Here is a 19,546-nt window from a genome sequence, read left to right as displayed (position 1 = left end):
CGCTTATGAAAAAATATATTTTGACACTCGTATTGGCTCTTTTTGCTTTCGCTACACAAGCGCAAAGCGGTAAAAATTTCTTAGATCAAAGTTATATTGAGGTAACTGGAGTAGCCTTTAAAGAGGTAACACCAGACGAGATTTACCTGAACGTTAGAATTGACGAAAAGGACAACAAAGGCAAAGAATCGCTGGAGCAGCTTGAAAGAAAAATGCTAAAGAAACTGGAGTCATTAGGAATCAACCTGGATGATCAAGTGACATTAAACGACCTAGCCAGCAACTTTCAGTTCTACTTTCTAAAACGTACCGATGTATTCGCCACCAAAGCGTACACCGTAAAAGTAAGTACTGGAAAAAAGGCTGGTGAAGTAATTGGCGAGTTGGCCGAACTTGGCATTTCCAATGTAACCCTCGACAGAGTGGAGTATTCTGACGAAGAGACGTTAAAAATGGAAGTAAAGGCTTTAGCCGTAAAAAATGCTAAAACAAAAGCTGCTGCCCTAGCCGGAGCACTAGACCAACAAGTCGGGAAGGCCATACATATTCAGGAGTTTGACAGCCCAAGAATGTATCGAGCTGATGCCATGGAAATAAAAGTTCGTGGTGTGGGAGGTTTGAACAAGCAAGAAGCACCAGAAATTGCATTCGATAAAATTCGAGTTGACGCTACCGTTCAGGTGAAGTTCTTAATGGACTAGAAGGCAATTCTCAAGAAAGGGAAGAATACCATAATGAAAAAGGGGAGCCAAATGGCTCCCCTTTTTACTATCGACTATAATTAAACCTAATTAATGTTCGTGATCATCGTGAGCTAAGCTACCCATTAGCGCCATTCTTGCCGGTTTACCAGGCAAAGCAAGTGTACCAACAAACTCAAGCGTCTCTAGCTCATACATTGCAATAGAGCCATTCATACCATCAGAGATATAAAGAAACTCTTCGCTAGCCGCATAGGTAGGTGCACCTGTACTTCCCTCTGCAGGAAAATTAATCTCTAATTGTTCTGAGGCTATAGTACCAAAACCGTGTCCATCCAAAACCTTTACAGTACCATCAGTATACACCAATATAAGGTGGTGACCTTCCCAATCGAAAGTAGCTGCCGATAGGTTTGCATTCTCTTCAATGGTATTAATGCTATTGGTAGCTATATCAATTTCGTAAACACCTCTACCACCATCAAAACCGATGAATGTCTCGCTCTCTTCACCATAAATTATAGTACCAATCCACTCATCTCCGAAAGACTCAGGGTTTTCAATTAGCAACTGGCTTCCATCTTGGTTAACTCTCAAAATTCCTTCTACCGAACCAAATAGTACAGTTTCGCCATTACCTGCTTCGCCATGAATACCGCTTGTCTGAATGGTAGACTCATGCAAAGTATTACCATTCATATCGATAATTTTTACACGCTCAGGTAATGTCCAAGCAGTGCTTCCATCTTTTTCCGTTACTGCAATTGTACCGTTGTTGAACAAGGCTGGAGCTCCGTGATGCGCATCACCAATATCAAAAACTCTGGCCTCCGCCTCTGTGTGCATTGTGCTCTCTTTAAAGTGAGAAATGCTTCCTTCCCCATCGTTAAAAACCAAAATGTTATCACCCTTACCATAGTAATGTACTGGTCGGCTGGCAGTGGCTTTGGACAATGCCCATTTAGGTGTGCCTTTAACGTGAGCATGGTCTCCATGCGCTTCAATTCCGCTATCGAAGAAAGTAGCCAGGTTATCATCTGTGTTAATTACCGAAACATATCGGCCGCTTGGGCTAGTATACAACCTGCCCGCAGCATACTGGCCAGCAACTGTCTCTACCGTTCCCTCATGCGGATTAACCACATAATAATTGGCCTGATCCTGATCAGAAACCAAAACGCGAACGAATTGACCTTCTTCATGATCGTGTGCTGGCGTTTCGCCATCATCATCGCTACATGCCGTTAATGCAAAAACTGCCAAAAACAGCAGCAACATCCCTCTTTTAATCATCTGTTTAGTTTATAGTTTGCAACAATGATGCAAACATAAAGACGGATTTCTTAAATGCAATACTGTTGCATTTATATTTTTATTAAAGGTGAATTAACCTGAATAGCGCTAATTAATCCCTTTCAAAAGCGCCCTCAAGTAGCAATGATACTCGCGCTTATTACCTATATGGAGGTCCACCGAGCCAAGCCACTATAGACTGCCTAACTCCTTTGGTAATTGGTGTAACCCGATGTAAAATAAAAGAAGGGAATATGATGACAGTACCCTTTTCGCGCGGCATTGTGTGTACTTTCTGGTTGATCATAAACTGAAAGTCACCGCCTTCATACTCATCAGGGTCAGATAGCTGGACGGAGATACTGAGCTTGCGCTGCGATATTTCTCCTGCGCCAAAATCTAAATGCCAATCAAAAAAATCCTGCGCTCCATATCTTGCCAACTGAAGCTGATGGTGAAAGCCTAATAAATCGAACCCATAACGTTCGTTGTTGCATTCAATGCCCAACCTACCCAAGCGTTCATATACCCAAGCATTTGCCTGACTATCGGGAATAAAGGCTAGCTTGGTTCTTCTTAGCTCATCATCCGTTGACTTTCCTTCTCCACTCACAGTGGCATCAAAGTGCTCTTCTTGGTCCCAAAGCGCTCTAATATTGTCTATCTCTTCAGCAGTGAATACATTGGAGTAAAAAGCGTACTGCGAAAAGTTAGGAAGTGTACGCTGACCAAATGGAAATACAATTGACATAGGAGTGTTTATACTTTCTGGAAAGTACTAAAGGAATAAACGCATTACAAATACCACGGAGGATTTAGACAAATCACAAAGGATATTGCCCTCCGGTTTAGTACAGCCGCATTTCTCTATTTATTGTTATTTTTATTCAGGCCTCAGTCCCTAGGCAATGTCAATAAGCTCCTATAAAAGGCCTTGTACCCACCCCTCCTTAGAAACTAAATATTTACAGAAGGCGTAAACAAACAAAAAATGAAACGGGCAGTATTAATCTTTGGGGTTATAATTTCAGCAGTCATGGTAGGCTACCTATTGGGGCTTTATGACCTCCTTAATGCTGCAATAGTTCTTTTTAGTACATTAATCGCAGGTGCGTTCAGTGAACCTATAGTTAATAGATTGATGAAAAAATACCCTGGGCTATTTTCTAAAAAAAGGAGTTAGAAATACCAAAACGCAAACAAAAAGCCCTGAGATCTAACACCTCAGGGCTTTTATATTGTCGAAACGAATTAACGTTTTACTCTTCTATTACAGATTCGGCCAGTACTACTACTTTGTTGTTAAGTACTTCTACCACACCACCATCAATAATCACAACTTCTTCTTGTCCTGATGCTTTGATGGTCATTTTGCCTTTACCCAAGGCGCTGATCATCGGTGCGTGACTGTTCAATACTTGAAACTCACCGTCACTACCAGGAAAAGTCACAGCTTGTGCCTCTCCTTCAAAAACTTTCTTGTCCGGTGTTACTACTTCTAAAAGCATGTTTCACATATTATTTGGTAGCCTCAGCCAATAATTTTTCACCCTTCGCTCTAGCCTCTTCAATAGTACCTACAAGGTTGAAAGCAGCTTCAGGAAGGTCATCGTGCTTACCATCAAGAATTTCGTTGAAACCTTTGATAGTGTCTTTAATGTCTACAAGCACACCTTTCAAACCAGTAAACTGCTCTGCCACGTGGAATGGCTGAGAAAGGAATCTTTGTACACGTCTTGCTCTAGATACAACCAATTTATCTTCATCAGACAATTCGTCCATACCAAGAATCGCAATAATATCTTGAAGTTCTTTGTAACGCTGAAGTGTTTCTTTTACACGCTGTGCACAATCGTAGTGCTCGTTACCAAGAATATCTGGAGTCAAAATTCTAGAAGTAGAATCCAATGGATCTACCGCTGGGTAAATACCAAGCTCAGCAATCTTTCTTGAAAGTACAGTGGTAGCATCCAAGTGAGCGAAAGTAGTTGCCGGAGCAGGGTCAGTCAAGTCATCCGCAGGTACGTAAACCGCCTGTACAGATGTAATTGAACCGTTTTTAGTTGATGTAATTCTTTCTTGCATCGCACCCATTTCCGTAGCCAAAGTTGGCTGATAACCTACTGCAGAAGGCATACGACCTAGAAGGGCTGATACCTCTGAACCTGCTTGGGTAAAACGGAAGATGTTATCGATAAAGAATAGGATATCTTTTCCTTGACCATCGCCTTCACCATCACGGAAGTACTCGGCAATAGTAAGACCAGAAAGAGCTACTCTTGCTCTTGCACCCGGAGGCTCGTTCATTTGACCGAAAACGAAGGTTGCTTTAGATTCTGCTAATTTTTCCTTGTCAACTTTAGAAAGGTCCCATCCGCCTGCTTCCATCGACTCGTTGAAATCTTCACCGTAAGTTACGATACCAGACTCAATCATTTCGCGAAGCAAGTCGTTACCTTCTCTTGTTCTTTCACCAACACCAGCAAATACTGAAAGACCAGAATATGCTTTTGCAATGTTGTTAATCAACTCCTGAATCAATACAGTTTTACCTACACCGGCACCACCGAACAAACCAATTTTACCACCTTTTGCATAAGGCTCAATTAGGTCGATTACTTTGATACCTGTGAAAAGTACTTCAGTTGAAGTGGAAAGATCTTCGAACTTAGGAGCTGGTCTGTGAATAGGAAGTTTCTTCTCTCCTTTTGGTTGGTCGATACCATCGATGGCTTGACCTACCACGTTGAATAGACGACCTTTAATATCGTCACCAATTGGCACAGAAATCGCAGAACCAGTATCTACAACATCCATTCCTCTAGTAAGACCTTCTGATGAATCCATCGCGATAGTTCTTACTCTGTCTTCACCAAGGTGCTGCTGACATTCCAGCACTACCACCTGACCGTTTTCTTTAGTTACTTCTAATGCATCTAAGATGTTCGGTAATTTAGCGCCTTCAGCGTCAAAGCTAACGTCTACAACAGGGCCAATTACCTGAGTGATCTTTCCAATGTTTGCCATTTCGTATTGTTTATGAAAGGAAAAATGCGGTTAATTTTTCTGGGTGCAAAGGTAAGTTTAATAACAATTAAACCAAAAGGTTAACCATAAAATAGAACCTAAGTTTATGGTTGAAACTAACTTGGCAATACTATTCGAAAAACGGTCCCTACATCTGCCTGAGAAGATTTAACAAAAATACGTCCCTGGTGATAGTTTTCAATGATTCTTTGTGCCAAAGCCAAGCCAAGGCCCCAGCCACGTTTTTTTGTTGTAAACCCCGGTTTAAACACATCTTTCGCCTTGCCTTTTATACCCTTGCCGTTATCGGCAATATCTACCAACACCTCATTATTGGCATTTTTGCTTAGGCGAATGTCAATCTTGCCAATGCCACTCATGGCATCTACTCCATTTTTAACAATGTTCTCTACCACCCAAATGAACAACGGCTTATTAAGCTTAGCCATTAAATTACCCGACTTGGCTTCAACCGAAAACACTACTTTAGAAGAAACCCGAGGCTTTAAGTAGTCCACACACTCATTCATGGTTTGCAGCACGTTCTCCGGTTTGAGCACAGGTAGCGAGCCTATATTAGAAAAGCGCGCAGTGATCATTTCCAACCGTTGTACATCCTTTTCGAGTTCGGCCGTAATATCGCCACGCCCCTGCATTTCGGGCATTGTCTTTATGTATTCTAACCAAGCCATAAGGCTAGAAAGCGGTGTGCCCAGCTGATGGGCAGTTTCTTTGGCCATACCTACCCAAACACGGTTTTGCTCGGCATTTCTTGAATAGCTAAAAGCCAAATAGGCGATAAATGCAAAAATCCCGATTACCGAGAGCTGAATGTACGGATAAGCCCCAAGCTGCCTTAGCAAATAAGAATTACGATAATAAACGTACTGAATTTCGCTTATTGAACCATCTTCAGTATTCCTTACTGGTATTGGAAAAGGTTCATTTTCACGTTGCATTTTCTCCAGTATGCTCTCCAGTTCTTGTTCGCGCTCTGCAATAGTCATGTCGTCTTCAAGCACATTCATTGAAAGCAGCACTTGCTGAGAAGCCGAATCGACAAGAATTACAGGCAGCGTATTATCTGGGGTTATAATGTTGGCACTTATGAATGTAAGCGCAGATTCGTCAACATCGGGACTACTGGAAAACTCAATGGCTTTTGCCCAAAGATTGATGTTGTTTCGCTCTCCTTCCTTAAGTTCGCTTACCAAGCGATTGGTATACACAATAGAGCCACCACCAATGATTACGGCCACCACCAAAATCACCCATTTAATTGTGGACTGATTAGAATAAAAGTCTATTGATAAAGATCCCTTGAAAGGATTTTGCATTCGGAAAATTTACGAAAATTATTGGGTAGATAACGCTCGAACCCTCGCTAAGGTATACGCACTACTTCGCTACCATTCTTTCCGCATCCAAATCCATTAAAAAACTATCGATTACCCCATGGCGCACATGGTCCATCACCACAATTTTCCACCACTTTACGTTTTTGTCGTGGGCATCGGGCACCAACATGTATTTGTGCGCCAGCTCTGGCGAAACGTATTTTGACTTAATGGTTACGATATTCATTTCCGGATTACGGAAGTATTCAATCCCTCGTTCATCTAAGTTACCACACAACTTGCTGGTTTTAGAAAGCAGCTGCTGAATCTTAGCCTTCCATCCATCGGAACCATATGTACGCATGATCATCCAAACCGCTATGGCATTGGCGCCAGAACGGCTGCCAATTAAGGTATAATCTTTCCCTTTTACATAGTTAGCCTCTTCGGTAAGCGCGTACTCCATAAAGTCCTTTCGGGTAAGGTAAATACCTGTTCCGTAAGGCGATTGTAGCATCTTGTGTCCATCTAGTGTGAAAGAGTTGATCTTTGGATTCTGGAAAGTATAGGCCATGCTTTTAGTGGCAAAAGGGTAAATATACCCGCCAAAAGCACCATCTACATGCACCTTGTAGTCAACTTCCAAGGCATCTAACCAACCTGTGATTTCATCAATATCATCTACCGAACCAAACATGGTGGTAGACATATTCATGATCACCACAAAGTGCTTTACTCCGACTTCGCGAGCCTCTGCCACGCACTGTCCAATGCTCGCTTTTGTTACCCTGCGGTTATCCTCTTCTACCTTAGAAACGTAAGATTTTAGGCTAAGCAGTTTGCACGCCTTTGGCATGGAATAGTGTGCATCTTCCGAATAGATCACCCCAATTTCTTCTGGCTTAGCATTAAACTCAACTTCGTAGTAACGCTTTAGAATCCAAATAGCCTGAATATTTGCCTCAGTACCGCCAGATGCAACGTAGCCATCAAAGTGCTCATCGCCACCTTCAAAAATCTGCTGCGCACAAAGGTCAATCAGTTCCTTTTCAATTTTGTGGGTGCCAGTAAAAGCGGCCTCGGACTCATTCAAAGTATGACAACCGATATGGTTTGGGTTGGCAATTAATGCGGAAAGGAAGGGTGCATCTTTAAGAAATGGTGCGTCATTGTAAAAAACCTCGGTATCTAAATAAGATGCCGGCAAACCGAGCACTGGCCGCTCACGATAATCCAAGTTTTGCTTTAGTGCGTCTCTTACAATCTCCTTAATCTGCTGATGCGAATAACTCTCCCAATACATGCGCTAAAATTTTCGACTGCTAATTTCCGGCTTTTTTGGCGGCTAGCCGAATTTCGGGGAGAAAAAGTAATATAATACAAACCCAACTTTGACAAACTTATACCTCCAATTGAATCAAAAGTGTTTTTGTGCTGCTGATGTTCGAAACAAAAAGTTTGTCAAAGCTTTCTTCGGGTCGAAAACCAAAAGAATCTGTCGCTAAGTGCATTGCAATTAACAAACAGATTCTTTCGGTCGACTATTTCTCTAAGGAGAAATTTTCTCCCTCAGAATGACGAAAACAGTTAGGTTTTGAGACAATCTCTAAAAACTACTCTATCAAACCTTCATAGTGAACCACTTGCTGATGGTTTTCCAATTTACTTTGGCACCGTACATTAAAATACCGATGCGATAAACACGGCCCGCCATCCAAATTGTACCTATAAAACCGGCAATCAATAGCACCATAGAAAGCGCCAATTGCCAATCGGGCACACCAAATGGAATACGCGCCATCATAATAATTGGCGAGGTAAATGGAATCAATGAAAGTGTTACTGCCAAGCCACCGTTCGGGTCTTCCAGCACAAAGAACATAGACATTATTGCAGCTAGAATTGGCAAAATAATCGGGAACATAAACTGCTGTGCATCTTGAATACTATCTACAGCCGAACCAATAGCCGCATAAAGCGCTCCGTACAAAAAGTAAGCCCCGAGGAAGAAGAATAGGAAACAAGCCAATATCTTAACCACTGGCACCGAAGCAATCATTTCTTGAATTTCTGCAGCGGCTACTTGCTGCTGGGTCATCTCTACAGCTTCTGCAGGTACCTGCTGCGAGGCAGCCTCCATAATGGCATCGCTACCCCCGCCCGACATAATCGTAAGGCCGGCAGTCGACAGCACCCCAATAAGCACAAACCAAATAAGAAGCTGTGTAAAACCTACTGCACCCACACCCAAAACCTTACCAAGCATAAGGTTGAAAGGACGCACCGAAGAAACAATTACCTCTACGATACGGCTGGTCTTTTCGTCCAAAACAGACTGCATAATTTGCGATCCGTATACAAAAATGAACATGTAGATTAAGAAGCCTGTGCCATAACCAATAGCAAAACTAAGTTTGGAGTTGCTCTTTTTCGATTCGCCAGCATCTGTAATATTGAACGAGTTCAGGCTTACGCTCACTTTTAAGTTGTCGATTACCTCTTTATCCAAACCAGAACGATCGAGCTTTAAATCTTCCAGTCTACCGCGAATGGCACGCTCCATACTGCTGAGTGAACCCATGCTGGCATTGGTTTTAGAGTAAAACTCAAAACCATCGAACTGGATTTTATCAGGCTGAACATCTACATTAGGCAAATACAACAGACCAAAAGCGCCTTTGTCTCCAAAGTTCTTTTTGGCTTCCGCTACATCTTCATCAATGTATGTAAACTGAAAACTCGTAATGTCGAAAGCATTGCTAAACAAACCACTTTCATCAATCACCAAAATCTCATCGCTCCTCGATTCCTTTTCGCGTGTAGCAAAGTACACAATGGTAAAAATGATGGCCGGAAAAATAAGGGGTGTTAAAATAGTGGTAAGCAAGAACGACTTCTTCTTAACCCTTGTAAGGTACTCTCTTTTTAATACTAGGAATATTGAATTCATGACTTGCCTCCTTCCACAATTTCGATGAAAATATCATTGATTGAAGGCACCACTTCAACAAAAGAGTGTACCTCTACAGTTTGTATTAGATCTTTCAAAAGCTCGTTCGGGCTTTCACCATTTCTAGCCTGAATTAGCGATTCGCTCAACCCATCGTTTTGCTGAGATTCCAGCACATTAAACATAGTACTTAAGCCATTCAACTCGCCCTTGTAGCTTACTGAATATTTGTGCGCCTTAAAGGAGTTTTTAATGTCCTTTTTGGTGCCATCCAATATCTTTTGCGACTTGTTGATCAGCGCGATGTCATCGCAAAGCTGCTCAACTGACTCCATTCGGTGAGTAGAAAAAATCACAGTCGCTCCTTTCTCTCTCAGTTCGAATATTTCGTCTTTAATAAGATTGGCATTCACTGGGTCGAAACCTGAAAATGGTTCATCAAGAATTAGTAATTCCGGCTCGTGAAGAACGGTGGCAATAAACTGAATTTTTTGCGCCATACCTTTCGATAGGTCCTCCACCTTTTTGCCTGCCCAATCGGTAAGTCCGAGCTTTTCAAGCCAGTGCTTAATGCGCTTTCTGGCCTCTCCGGTAGAAAGACCCTTTAACTGCGCAAGGTACATTAGCTGCTCGCCAACCTTCATTTTTTTGTAAAGGCCTCTTTCTTCTGGCAAATAGCCTATTACCTGAATATGTTTGGGATGAAGTTTCTCACCATTAATCACTATATCGCCTTCATCGGCCATAATGATTTGGTTAATAATTCTAATCAGTGTTGTTTTTCCTGCACCATTCGGCCCCAGCAAGCCAAAAATTGACTGCTTCGGGATACTGATGCTAACGTCATTTAGCGCTTTGTGGGCAGCATAGTTTTTAGTGACGTTCGATGCTTCGAGTATATTCACCTGTAGTTGTTTTTGATTGATTTGATAAGTTAATGGATTTTAGTCCGTCAACGGTAATCAAAAATGAAAAACAACTATTAGAAATAAGACTACTCTCCCACGAGCGGAATATTTTGTCGGGCGGTGGAAATCTAAAGGGTCGGAATGTTATCTACCTCCAAAAACCACGCTTCCCATTGAAAGGTCTATGTTAAAAGTAAGCAGATTCTCGGCACTCTCGTTGTAGTTTTGACTTACGTAAACATTGTCTCTTACCTTTTTGTAGCCTTCTGGAATTTTGTATTTAGAATAAGAAGTACCCTTCATGCGAATAATCACGGGGGTGTTTTCCAATGGCAATGTTACATATAAGGAACCAGCCCCCACGTTTACCCAAATATCGCTGGGCATTTGCGGCTCGTTGTTAAAGTCGAGGCGCAATGTACCAAAACCCACTTCGGCCAAAATATTTTTTGCGTGCGCCTTATCTAAATTTACAATTTCAACATCGCCCATATCCATAGAAACCACCATGGTATCCATAATTATTCTATTGGCAATGTTTGATAGGTAGCCCACTTTAACGTGCGCGTTTCCTGAGTTAATACGGCAAGTTTTCACGGCTACATCCGAAAGATCTACATAACCCTTACCAACTCCGTAGTTCAAATCCAGTTTGTATGGTTTCTGATCGGTAAGGTAAATGTTCCAGTAGTTCTCGTCATCAGTGGTTTTCTTACCAAAAATCTTCGAGATGGTAGAACTGAATCCTTCCTTACCATTATTCTTAAGTGTTAACCAGGCAGATTGAACCTCTCCGTTGATCTCTTGACCAAAGTTTGAGGCGATGAATTCTTCATTAGAATTACCCAATATATTGATAGGGGCGTCTCCTTTGCGCGTGCGGATTTCGCACGTACCTGAAGATGCTTTCAGATAGAATTTAATAATATCGACTGAGGCTTCATCTTTAACAATGAAGTGCTTCTTTGTCTGCGCCCATGACTCCAACCCTGCAATTCCAACAATGGCGAGCAGTACAATTACTTTTTGCATGTGATACAGTACGGTTTGTTAAGCGTAAGGGTTACGGCTTACCTTTTCAAACCGAATGCTAACGAAATCAGGGCAGTTCACCTAGCCCAAAACAAAAAAAGCTGTCCGAAGACAGCCTTTAATTTTGATTCTATTACTATTAGAAGAATTCTTTGATTTTTTCGAAAAATCCTTTTTCTCCTTTACCTGGTTTAGGCTGAAAGTTATCTGACTCACGAAGCTTCTCTAAGATTGCTTCTTCTTCGCTACTTAGCTTCTTAGGCGTCCACACATTTACGTGAATTAACTGGTCGCCTTTGCCGTAACCATTTAGGTCTTTAATTCCTTTTCCGCGCAAGCGCAAAATCTTACCGCTTTGTGTACCCGGCTCTACTTTAATGCGCACTTTGCCGTCAATAGTTGGCACTTCCATGCTACCACCAAGGGCCGCATCAATAAAGCTCACATATAAATCGTAAACTATATTGTTACCATCACGCTTCAGGTCTTCGTGCTCAATTTCTTCAATTACAATCAACAAGTCGCCAGGAATACCGCCACCAGGAGCCATATTACCTTTGCCCGACATTGAAAGCTGAATACCATCTGATACACCTGCAGGAATTTTGATAGGAATGATTTCCTCGCTCATTTCCAGACCTGTGCTATCGACACCTGGAGGACGCTTATCAATGGTTTTACCGGCACCGTTACAGGTAGAACAAGTGCTTGCAGAAACCATTTGACCTAGCATGGTATTCACAACCTTTTTCTGCTGGCCCGAGCCACCACAAGTAGGACATGTTTTGTAGGTAACGCCAGCCGCTTCTACCAAGCGGTTTACTTTTATCTTTTTCTCAACCCCATTGGCAATTTCATCGAGGTTAAGCTTGAGTTTAATACGAAGGTTAGAGCCTTTGCGCTGTCTGCGGCCACCACCGCCTCCACCAAAGAAACTCTCGAACGGACTACCGCCACCGCCAAAGATATCGCCAAACTGAGAGAAGATGTCGTCCATATTCATGCCGCCACCTTGGCCGCCAAAGCCACCGCGCATACCGTCATGGCCAAAGCGATCGTATTGGGCACGCTTGTCTTTGTTGCTCAATACCTCGTAAGCTTCGGCTGCCTCTTTAAACTTGTCTTCAGCTGTTGGGTCGTCAGGGTTTTTATCGGGGTGAAATTTAATGGCCAACTTACGATAAGCCTTTTTCAGCTCCTCTTCAGTAGCACCCTTGCTAACCCCTAATATTTCGTAATAATCTCTCTTTGCCATATTATGCTCCAATCACCACTTTCGCGAAACGGATCACTTTGTCATCCAAGTAATATCCTTTCTCAAGTGTATCTATGATTTTACCTTTCAACTCTTCTTCGGCCGGAAACTGCGTAACTGCCTCATGCAAATCTGCATCAAAAGCAGTCCCTTTTTCTGTTTCCATTACCTTAAGGCCTTTGGCCTGAAGTGTTTTGAAAAGTTTATTGCTAATTAGGTCGAAACCTTCTTTTACTGCCTCAATATCTTCTTGCTTTTCATTGGCTTGTTTAGCCCTTTCAAAGTCATCAACAATAGGCAAAAGTTCTTTCATTAGGTCAGAAGAAGCCGTTTTAATCAAATCGATACGCTCTTTGGCGTTTCTTCTTCTAAAGTTTTCAAACTCAGAATACAAGCGAAGGTATTTATCCTTAGCCTCTGCTACTTCTACCGCTAACTTTTCCTCTTCAGAAAGCTCTATTTCCTCAACTTCTTCCTCTTGGTTTTCCTCAGTTTCCTGAGCTTCTTTTTCTTCTACCAAAGTATCTTCAGTTGCTTGCGCTTCCTGATTTTCTATTTCCTCTTTTTGATCTTTCTTCTTTGCCATTTTGACTATTTCAAAAAACACTGACTGCTTAACAATTTTATTGCCAAGCTAATTTCCGTGTCATATTGACATGTATTTAATATCGTTGCTTGATTTTACTGACAGGCTCTTTATAGCAATGCCCCATCAATAAGCTGGCTGCCTCTATTCGTTTGCGGCTGTCATTCTGCGCCAAAGTGCGTCTTTCAGCTCCTGAAGCCCCATTTGCGCTACTGAAGAAATGAACAGTGTTTCTACATCTGTAGGCAGTAGTGCCTTCATTTCTTCTATCAGCTCTTCGTCTAGCATGTCGCATTTAGAAATAGCCAAAAGCCTGTCTTTATCCAGCAGCTCGGGGTTGAATTTGGTGAGTTCACCCAACAGTATTTCATATTCTTTGGCGATATCTTCCGCATCGGCCGGCACTAGGAAAAGCAGAATGGAGTTACGCTCGATATGGCGTAAAAACCGCAGTCCTAAACCTTTTCCTTCTGAAGCACCCTCTATAATTCCCGGAATATCGGCCATTACGAAAGACTTGTGGTCTCTGTAAGGCACCACACCCAAATTCGGCACTAAAGTGGTAAAGGGGTAATCTGCAATCTCTGGCTTAGCAGCCGAAACCACCGAAAGCAAGGTAGATTTACCGGCATTTGGAAAACCTACCAAACCAACATCGGCCAACAGTTTAAGCTCCAAAATACAGAGGTATTCCTGACCCGGCTCACCAGGTTGGGCAAAGCGCGGTGTTTGGTTGGTAGCTGTTTTAAAGTTTTCGTTACCCAAACCGCCTCTACCACCCGGAAGCAAGATTTTCTCTTCTCCATCTTCGGTAATTTCGATTGGGTCTAGCGGTTCGCCCTCCTCACTTTCAAATCTGGCAACGGTACCCAGCGGCACTTCCAGAATGATGTCCTTACCATCGGCACCGCTACTTCCGTGTCCACTTCCGTTTACACCATTTTCGGCAATTACGTGCTTTTGGTAGCGCAAGTGCAGCAAAGTCCACAACTGGCTATTACCTCTTAAAATAAGGTGACCACCTCGGCCGCCATTACCGCCATCAGGGCCGCCTTTTGGTACGTGTTTTTCTCTACGAAAAGACACAGCACCAGCTCCTCCGTTTCCGGAACGACAATAAAGCCTTACGTGATCGATGAAGTTGGTGTTGGCCATGGATTTAGATATTTAGGTGCAAAAGCACCGGATTTTTAAGCGTGAGCGTCAATAGCTTTGGAAATGTTACCGAAGATTTCTTCGATAGAACCAACGCCATTCACTTTTTCAGTTTTGTCTTGCTTATCGTAAAATGCAGCAACAGGCAATGTTTTGTTCAGGTATTCTTGAATACGAACATTAATTTTTTCTTCATTCTGGTCGTCTGCTCTACCAGAAGTTTTGCCACGCTCGAGCAGCCTTCTTTTTAACTCATCTTCAGGCACATCAAGCATCACCATACAATTAATTTTGGTGTCGTGCTTTGCCAAAAGCTCATCCAATGCCTCGGCTTGCGCTACAGTACGCGGAAAACCATCGAAAATAAATCCTTTGGCATCGGTATTTGCGTTCAAAAAATCGTCTACCATTCCGATTACTACTTCGTCTGGTACCAATTTTCCGTTATCCATATACGACTGCGCCTTCTTTCCTAAGTCGGTGCCTTCGCCTAAATGCTTTCTAAATAAATCTCCTGTAGATATATGTTTAAGCCCGTATTTGTTAATGATATTCTCACTTTGAGTGCCTTTTCCAGCACCCGGAGGGCCAAATAATACGATGTTATTCATTGAATCGAATATTAATGAGGGCACAAATATAAGGATTAAACTTACTCCTCTTTTAGTTGATAGATATCTTTGAGGTTTCTGCCCTGTTTATCATAATCAAGACCATAGCCTACCACAAAGGCATCAGGTATCTCGAAACCACAATATTTAATCTCTACTTTGTTTTTGATGCTGCCCGGTTTAACCAAAAGCGAGGCCACTTCTACCGACTTTGCACCACGTTCTTTAAAGTGGCTCAAGATGTTTTTCATTGTTAGGCCCGAATCGATAATGTCTTCAACAATTATGATATCGCGCTTAAAAACATTGTCGCTAAGCCCGAGTATTTGCTTTACGTTACCAGAACTGCTGGTGCCTTCGTAAGAGGCCATTCTAATAAAAGAGACTTCTGCTGGCACAGTTAATTCACGAAATAGGTCGGCACAAAAGATGAATGAACCATTGAGCACCCCGATAATAAGTGGGTTTTTGTTGGCGTAATCTGCATTAATTGCATCGGCTAGCGCCTTTACTTTGGTTTGAATTTCTTCGGAGGAAATATAAACGCCAAAGCGCTTATCTTTTATTTGTACGGTTTCCACTACGGCTGATTGAATTATAAAAATAATATTTTAAAGCTTTTCGAGAAGCCTTTGGTAAAGTTCTATCATGCAAACGATGTCTTTTTTGTGCACTATCTCATCTGGGCTATGCACATTGTCTTCAGGAGCACCAATAAAACACCAATCAAAAGGGTATGGACTTACCTGCAATTCGCGGCCATCGCTTGAGCCGGCACCTTCTACTTCCAACTGATATGGGACACCCGATGCTTCGGCAATTTGAATGATTTTATTGACGAAGCTCCTTCTTGGCACATTTCTGTCTCGCATAGAAATGGCAACCCCTTCTCCGTGCACAACACCTTCCGTTACCCAAGTAATGTCAGAAATCAACGCTTGATGAACTCCCCATTTTTCGGAAATAAATTTAGCAATGTAAGGTACCGAACCACCTCCGTGTTCTTCCCAACAAGTAAAAGCAATCACCCCATTTTCGAGGGTTTCGGCTACTTTCAAGGCATTAAAAACACCTAAGCGATTGTCTAAATAGCAAGATTGCACATAGTCTTCGGTTTCGCGAAAGTCGCATTTAAAGACCAAATCTGTGCCACGCTGAATCCCTCTGGCAAATTTGTAACTTAGGTCTCCATCGTCTTCCAAAAGTTCGCACTCAATTGGTCCAAGCGCATCTTCTCCCGTAAGCACGTAACCTGTTTCGGCCTGCGGACCGCCAATGGCCACCAACTGGTTTTGGTAGCGCACGGTAAAACCAATGCTATCCATATGGGCAAAAACCGCTGTACGAGGCGTTCCAAACTTTAACACGATACAGTCCTGAAAACCATCGCCATGATAGACCTCTGGCTGAACAGCCCAGCTTGCTTTATTTTTTTCTATATAGGCTAATAGAAACTCTTTCATCGCTCCTTCGTTTCCGCTAGGAGCATGAATGCCACACATGGTTTTCAACAACTCGAAATTCATTCGCACAGATTTTGCGCAAATTTAACAGAGACTTTGGGTTTGGTTATTCGGGTTGGAAGGAAAAATATAAATTGCGGCCAAAATGAAGCCAACAATCGTATTGAATGAAACGCCCTCGGTGCTAAATAACTATTTAGCAGAAATTCGCTCCGTAGAAATACAGAAAGATTCGATGCGTTTTAGACAAAACCTAAGACGAATTGGCTGGATTACAGCTCAAGAAATTTCGAAAGCCATGGCTTTTGAGCAAAAAACTGTAACCACACCATTAGCCGAAGCCCACGTGCACACTGTGGCCGAAGATGTGGTAATCATTTCGATTTTAAGAGCGGCAATTCCTTTTGGAGAAGGCCTGCTCGATGTTTTTGACAAAGCAGAAAGTGGCTTTGTGGGCGCATGGCGAGAAGAAGAAATAGAAGGAGAAGAAGTGCGCGTTTCGCTTGGTTATACTGCCCTACCCGACCTAACCGGAAAAACATTGATTTTGGCTGACCCAATGCTGGCCACCGGTAAGTCTTTGGTGAAAACCGTTAATCAAATATTGAAATCCAGTACCCCTTCTAAGTTACATCTTGCCACGGTAATTAGCGCTCCTGAAGGAATTTCGTATATCAGTAAAAACATGCCGATGGCGTTTCAGCTATGGACCTCGGCAATAGACGAAAAACTAAACGAAAAAGCCTACATAGTGCCTGGGCTTGGAGATGCCGGAGACTTGGCCTTCGGACAGAAAAAATAAGAATACTATGGTAATGAATGTGGTTTTGCTGGTATTAGGGCTGGTTGCGCTAATTTTGGGTGGCGATGTTTTGGTACGTGGCGCATCAAGGCTGGCATTAAGATTCAATATTAGCCCTATGATTGTTGGGCTTACAATTGTAGCCTTTAGCACCTCTGCCCCAGAACTGCTGGTGAGTTTGAAAGCCGCTTTTAAAGAAGCTCCCGACTTTTCAATGGGTAATGTCGTGGGGTCCAATATTTCCAACATTTCCTTAGTACTTGGTGCTGCCTGTTTGTTTGGCTTTATTCCTATAAATAAAACTACTGCCGCCCGCGACTGGGTGGTTACGCTACTTTCGTCCGTATTACTTTTCATTTTTGCTTCAGACAATGAGCTCTCTTCGGTTGAAGGTGGCGTGCTGTTTACCTGCCTTATCGTTTATTTGGTAATGCTCATTCGAGTAACTAAAAAGGAGCATGTACAACTGGAGTTTTCTGTAGACAAATCGAAAGATGGCCAAATGGAAATGGCTAAAGATGCTGGTTACTTAGGGTTGGGCGGAGCGCTGCTTTACTTCGGCTCTGACTGGTTTGTTGATGGTGCCGAAGAACTAGCCGAATCCTTTGGAGTTTCGCAACGCATAATTGGCCTTACAGTGTTGGCTGTAGGCACCAGCTTACCTGAACTAGTAACCTCAATAATTGCGGCCAAAAAGGGTGAAACCGATTTAGCGATTGGCAACCTGCTGGGTTCAAACATTTTTAATGTGCTTTCCATTCTGGGTATTACCGCCCTGGTACATCCACTGAGTGTTAATGAAGATATTTTAAACAGTGATATGTGGTGGATGATCGGCATTACAATTGGTTTGCTACCACTTATGCTAATCCGCAAACGACTAGGAACACCTTCAGGCATAATTCTGTTAAGCGTGTACGCGTTGTATATCTACATGATTTTAAAGTAGTGTTTGAAGAGGTTTTAAAATATTTAAGCATCTATTTACTGGCATGCCTAAAATCTATATTTCCGCCTTTACTAGGGCCTGCCGCAGGCATGAGCAACTTCGAAATAATCGCTATAACAGTGGCCGGACTCATGACTTCCGTGCTCATTTTCAATTTCCTAGGTGAAAAAATCCGAACAGACATTATTCCCTTCTTTATAAAGAAGCCAAAAAAGTTTTCTCCAAAAACCCGTAGAATGGTAAGAATCTGGAGAAAGTATGGTGTTGTTGGCGTTTGCTTTCTAACACCATTAATTCTTTCGCCTCCGGGCGGAGCGTTGTTAGTTGCTGCTGTAGGGGCACCCCGCAAACAGGTTTTTCTCTACATGTTGCTATTCGGGCTTATGTGGGCCACTATTTGGACTTACTCGGTAGACTGGCTAATAGAAAGTGGCTTGGTAAGAAGATAAATTTTAAATAGTGAGTGATGAATTGACAATTGAACATTAACAATTCATCCTTACAAACTACTCTTCGGTATCCTCGTCTGGCAGCATTTCAATGTCTTGAATAAGCACGCGCTTTGATATGGCCTGCCCCATTTTTGTCATAGCCAAACCACCTTGAGCCGTTTCTTTGTAGCGGGTTTCCATGCTTTGGCCTACTTCACCCATTGCATCAACGCACTCATCAACTGGAATTACTGCACTTACATCTGCCAGAGCAATTTGTGCCGAACTGTTGGCAATAGCCGCGGCACTTGCATTGCGCACAACACAAGGCACCTCTACCAAGCCTGCTACAGGATCGCAAATAAGACCCAACATGCACTGAATGGTAATGGCCACCGCATTGAAAACCTGATTGATATTACCGCCCAAGCAGTACACCATAGCTCCTGCCGCCATAGCTGCAGCACTACCCGTTTCGGCCTGACAGCCGCCAACCGCACCCGCAAGCGAAGCGCGCTTTTCTAAGATTAAGGCAATACCTGCACTCACTAAAAGGCCTTCTGCAACCTTTCTATCAGAAAGCCCATGCAACTCTTGCAGCGTAACCATTACCCCCGGAATTATACCCGATGCACCTGCGGTTGGTGCAGCTACAACGCGCCCCATACAAGAGTTTACCTCTTTGGCCGCCAATGCACGCGACACCAAGAGCTGAAACTCTTTTGACAGTACCGCTTTCGGATAATTGTACACCTTCTTTGCACCGTTGTTAATCATTCCTGAGCGGGAAGTCATTTCTTCGGTAAGTCCGGTTTTCACAGCGTCCTTCATTACGGAATATGCATTTTCCAAACCAGCCCAAATAGTATCCTCCTTGGCATCACGCTGGCTCACCTCATACTCCATCACTACCTCAAAAAGCTCCATTTGGTGCGATTCGCTGTAGTTTTTCCATCCCTCAAAATCTTCGAACAAGTAGCACATATCCATCAATTTGCTGCAAAGCTAATGCTTATTACAATCGATTGAAACCGTAGTCGATAAGA

21 protein-coding genes are annotated in these 19,546 nt (G+C 42.7%); 5 read left to right on the top strand and 16 right to left on the bottom strand.

The genetic code is table 11. The features are described 5' to 3' along the window. Positions 1 to 5 precede the first annotated feature (5 nt). Positions 6 to 701, top strand: a complete 696-nt coding sequence (locus BMW98_RS05750) for an SIMPL domain-containing protein (RefSeq protein WP_090257559.1) — start codon at positions 6 to 8, stop codon at positions 699 to 701. A 90-nt stretch (positions 702 to 791) separates the two neighbouring features. Here BMW98_RS05750 and BMW98_RS05745 read toward each other — a convergent pair whose 3' ends face one another. Beyond that, complete coding sequence (locus tag BMW98_RS05745; RefSeq protein WP_090257558.1) at positions 792 to 1,994, bottom strand: YncE family protein; 1,203 nt, start codon at positions 1,992 to 1,994, stop codon at positions 792 to 794. Between the two features lie 160 nt (positions 1,995 to 2,154). Next, positions 2,155 to 2,745 (bottom strand): 2OG-Fe(II) oxygenase, encoded by a 591-nt coding sequence (locus BMW98_RS05740; RefSeq protein WP_090257557.1) that lies wholly within the window; start codon positions 2,743 to 2,745, stop codon positions 2,155 to 2,157. A gap of 240 nt (positions 2,746 to 2,985) precedes the next feature. Between BMW98_RS05740 and BMW98_RS05735 the strand changes: the two genes are divergently transcribed. After that, positions 2,986 to 3,177: a hypothetical protein gene (locus BMW98_RS05735; RefSeq protein ID WP_090257556.1), complete on the top strand. Its 192-nt coding sequence runs from the start codon at positions 2,986 to 2,988 to the stop codon at positions 3,175 to 3,177. Positions 3,178 to 3,253: 76 nt separating this feature from the next. Here the strand turns inward: BMW98_RS05735 and atpC are convergent, their stop codons facing one another. The 13 genes from atpC to BMW98_RS05670 form a co-directional block, all read right to left on the bottom strand. Then, positions 3,254 to 3,502 (bottom strand): ATP synthase F1 subunit epsilon, encoded by a 249-nt coding sequence (gene atpC / locus BMW98_RS05730; protein WP_090257555.1) that lies wholly within the window; start codon positions 3,500 to 3,502, stop codon positions 3,254 to 3,256. 10 nt (positions 3,503 to 3,512) lie between these two features. Next, the gene (gene atpD / locus BMW98_RS05725; protein ID WP_090257554.1) at positions 3,513 to 5,021 is read right to left on the bottom strand and encodes a F0F1 ATP synthase subunit beta; all 1,509 of its coding nucleotides are present in this window, start codon (positions 5,019 to 5,021) and stop codon (positions 3,513 to 3,515) included. A gap of 116 nt (positions 5,022 to 5,137) precedes the next feature. Beyond that, the gene (locus tag BMW98_RS05720) at positions 5,138 to 6,358 is read right to left on the bottom strand and encodes a sensor histidine kinase (RefSeq protein ID WP_090257553.1); all 1,221 of its coding nucleotides are present in this window, start codon (positions 6,356 to 6,358) and stop codon (positions 5,138 to 5,140) included. Positions 6,359 to 6,419: 61 nt separating this feature from the next. Then, positions 6,420 to 7,661, bottom strand: coding sequence for a pyridoxal-dependent decarboxylase (locus BMW98_RS05715; protein WP_090257552.1), 1,242 nt, complete (start codon positions 7,659 to 7,661; stop codon positions 6,420 to 6,422). Positions 7,662 to 7,979: 318 nt separating this feature from the next. After that, positions 7,980 to 9,308: an ABC transporter permease gene (locus BMW98_RS05710; protein ID WP_090257551.1), complete on the bottom strand. Its 1,329-nt coding sequence runs from the start codon at positions 9,306 to 9,308 to the stop codon at positions 7,980 to 7,982. After that, a complete protein-coding gene (locus tag BMW98_RS05705; protein ID WP_090257550.1) occupies positions 9,305 to 10,213 on the bottom strand; it encodes an ABC transporter ATP-binding protein in 909 nt (302 codons plus the stop codon). The genes BMW98_RS05710 and BMW98_RS05705 overlap by 4 nt, the downstream gene beginning before the upstream one ends. A 147-nt stretch (positions 10,214 to 10,360) precedes the next feature. Next, on the bottom strand, positions 10,361 to 11,248 hold the full coding sequence (locus BMW98_RS05700; protein WP_090257549.1) for a hypothetical protein: 888 nt from the start codon (positions 11,246 to 11,248) through the stop codon (positions 10,361 to 10,363). Between the two features lie 139 nt (positions 11,249 to 11,387). Continuing rightward, positions 11,388 to 12,503 carry a molecular chaperone DnaJ gene (gene dnaJ, locus BMW98_RS05695; RefSeq protein WP_090257548.1) on the bottom strand — a complete coding sequence of 372 codons (1,116 nt, stop codon included), beginning with the start codon at positions 12,501 to 12,503 and terminating at the stop codon, positions 11,388 to 11,390. 1 nt (position 12,504) lies between these two features. After that, positions 12,505 to 13,089: a nucleotide exchange factor GrpE gene (locus BMW98_RS05690; protein WP_090257547.1), complete on the bottom strand. Its 585-nt coding sequence runs from the start codon at positions 13,087 to 13,089 to the stop codon at positions 12,505 to 12,507. Between the two features lie 144 nt (positions 13,090 to 13,233). Then, a complete protein-coding gene (gene obgE / locus BMW98_RS05685; protein WP_090257546.1) occupies positions 13,234 to 14,244 on the bottom strand; it encodes a GTPase ObgE in 1,011 nt (336 codons plus the stop codon). 35 nt (positions 14,245 to 14,279) lie between these two features. Next, a complete protein-coding gene (locus BMW98_RS05680; RefSeq protein WP_090257545.1) occupies positions 14,280 to 14,855 on the bottom strand; it encodes an adenylate kinase in 576 nt (191 codons plus the stop codon). Positions 14,856 to 14,896: 41 nt separating this feature from the next. Next, the gene (hpt, locus tag BMW98_RS05675) at positions 14,897 to 15,436 is read right to left on the bottom strand and encodes a hypoxanthine phosphoribosyltransferase (protein WP_090257544.1); all 540 of its coding nucleotides are present in this window, start codon (positions 15,434 to 15,436) and stop codon (positions 14,897 to 14,899) included. Between the two features lie 30 nt (positions 15,437 to 15,466). After that, positions 15,467 to 16,381, bottom strand: coding sequence for a M20/M25/M40 family metallo-hydrolase (locus tag BMW98_RS05670; protein ID WP_090257543.1), 915 nt, complete (start codon positions 16,379 to 16,381; stop codon positions 15,467 to 15,469). 82 nt (positions 16,382 to 16,463) lie between these two features. Between BMW98_RS05670 and upp the strand changes: the two genes are divergently transcribed. The 3 genes from upp (at position 16,464) to BMW98_RS05655 (ending at position 18,518) form a co-directional block, all read left to right on the top strand. Further along, on the top strand, positions 16,464 to 17,120 hold the full coding sequence (upp, locus tag BMW98_RS05665; protein WP_090257542.1) for a uracil phosphoribosyltransferase: 657 nt from the start codon (positions 16,464 to 16,466) through the stop codon (positions 17,118 to 17,120). Next, a complete protein-coding gene (locus BMW98_RS05660; RefSeq protein ID WP_245733528.1) occupies positions 17,086 to 18,069 on the top strand; it encodes a calcium/sodium antiporter in 984 nt (327 codons plus the stop codon). The genes upp and BMW98_RS05660 overlap by 35 nt, the downstream gene beginning before the upstream one ends. Before the next feature lie 89 nt (positions 18,070 to 18,158). After that, on the top strand, positions 18,159 to 18,518 hold the full coding sequence (locus BMW98_RS05655) for a hypothetical protein (protein ID WP_139177424.1): 360 nt from the start codon (positions 18,159 to 18,161) through the stop codon (positions 18,516 to 18,518). A 57-nt stretch (positions 18,519 to 18,575) separates the two neighbouring features. On the opposite strand, the gene sdaAA is transcribed toward BMW98_RS05655, so the two are convergent. Then, positions 18,576 to 19,484 (bottom strand): L-serine ammonia-lyase, iron-sulfur-dependent, subunit alpha, encoded by a 909-nt coding sequence (sdaAA, locus tag BMW98_RS05650; RefSeq protein WP_090258225.1) that lies wholly within the window; start codon positions 19,482 to 19,484, stop codon positions 18,576 to 18,578. Positions 19,485 to 19,546 lie beyond the last annotated feature (62 nt).

The sequence above is a fragment of the Roseivirga pacifica genome (genome assembly GCF_900111145.1).
GTDB lineage: Bacteria > Bacteroidota > Bacteroidia > Cytophagales > Cyclobacteriaceae > Roseivirga > Roseivirga pacifica.
The sequence above is the reverse complement of the archived record's forward strand: the minus strand, read 5'-3'. Positions and strand labels throughout refer to the sequence as shown.

What these genes read in the sequence shown, in the direction of transcription:
- BMW98_RS05750 (WP_090257559.1), top strand. Translation starts at nt 6, where the DNA reads ATGAAAAAATATATTTTGACACTCGTATTGGCTCTTTTTGCTTTCGCT.
- BMW98_RS05745 (WP_090257558.1), bottom strand. Translation starts at nt 1,994, where the DNA reads ATGATTAAAAGAGGGATGTTGCTGCTGTTTTTGGCAGTTTTTGCATTA.
- BMW98_RS05740 (WP_090257557.1), bottom strand. Translation starts at nt 2,745, where the DNA reads ATGTCAATTGTATTTCCATTTGGTCAGCGTACACTTCCTAACTTTTCG.
- BMW98_RS05735 (WP_090257556.1), top strand. Translation starts at nt 2,986, where the DNA reads ATGAAACGGGCAGTATTAATCTTTGGGGTTATAATTTCAGCAGTCATG.
- atpC (WP_090257555.1), bottom strand. Translation starts at nt 3,502, where the DNA reads ATGCTTTTAGAAGTAGTAACACCGGACAAGAAAGTTTTTGAAGGAGAG.
- atpD (WP_090257554.1), bottom strand. Translation starts at nt 5,021, where the DNA reads ATGGCAAACATTGGAAAGATCACTCAGGTAATTGGCCCTGTTGTAGAC.
- BMW98_RS05720 (WP_090257553.1), bottom strand. Translation starts at nt 6,358, where the DNA reads ATGCAAAATCCTTTCAAGGGATCTTTATCAATAGACTTTTATTCTAAT.
- BMW98_RS05715 (WP_090257552.1), bottom strand. Translation starts at nt 7,661, where the DNA reads ATGTATTGGGAGAGTTATTCGCATCAGCAGATTAAGGAGATTGTAAGA.
- BMW98_RS05710 (WP_090257551.1), bottom strand. Translation starts at nt 9,308, where the DNA reads ATGAATTCAATATTCCTAGTATTAAAAAGAGAGTACCTTACAAGGGTT.
- BMW98_RS05700 (WP_090257549.1), bottom strand. Translation starts at nt 11,248, where the DNA reads ATGCAAAAAGTAATTGTACTGCTCGCCATTGTTGGAATTGCAGGGTTG.
- dnaJ (WP_090257548.1), bottom strand. Translation starts at nt 12,503, where the DNA reads ATGGCAAAGAGAGATTATTACGAAATATTAGGGGTTAGCAAGGGTGCT.
- BMW98_RS05690 (WP_090257547.1), bottom strand. Translation starts at nt 13,089, where the DNA reads ATGGCAAAGAAGAAAGATCAAAAAGAGGAAATAGAAAATCAGGAAGCG.
- obgE (WP_090257546.1), bottom strand. Translation starts at nt 14,244, where the DNA reads ATGGCCAACACCAACTTCATCGATCACGTAAGGCTTTATTGTCGTTCC.
- BMW98_RS05680 (WP_090257545.1), bottom strand. Translation starts at nt 14,855, where the DNA reads ATGAATAACATCGTATTATTTGGCCCTCCGGGTGCTGGAAAAGGCACT.
- BMW98_RS05670 (WP_090257543.1), bottom strand. Translation starts at nt 16,381, where the DNA reads ATGAATTTCGAGTTGTTGAAAACCATGTGTGGCATTCATGCTCCTAGC.
- upp (WP_090257542.1), top strand. Translation starts at nt 16,464, where the DNA reads ATGAAGCCAACAATCGTATTGAATGAAACGCCCTCGGTGCTAAATAAC.
- BMW98_RS05660 (WP_245733528.1), top strand. Translation starts at nt 17,086, where the DNA reads ATGCCGGAGACTTGGCCTTCGGACAGAAAAAATAAGAATACTATGGTA.
- BMW98_RS05655 (WP_139177424.1), top strand. Translation starts at nt 18,159, where the DNA reads ATGAGCAACTTCGAAATAATCGCTATAACAGTGGCCGGACTCATGACT.
- sdaAA (WP_090258225.1), bottom strand. Translation starts at nt 19,484, where the DNA reads ATGTGCTACTTGTTCGAAGATTTTGAGGGATGGAAAAACTACAGCGAA.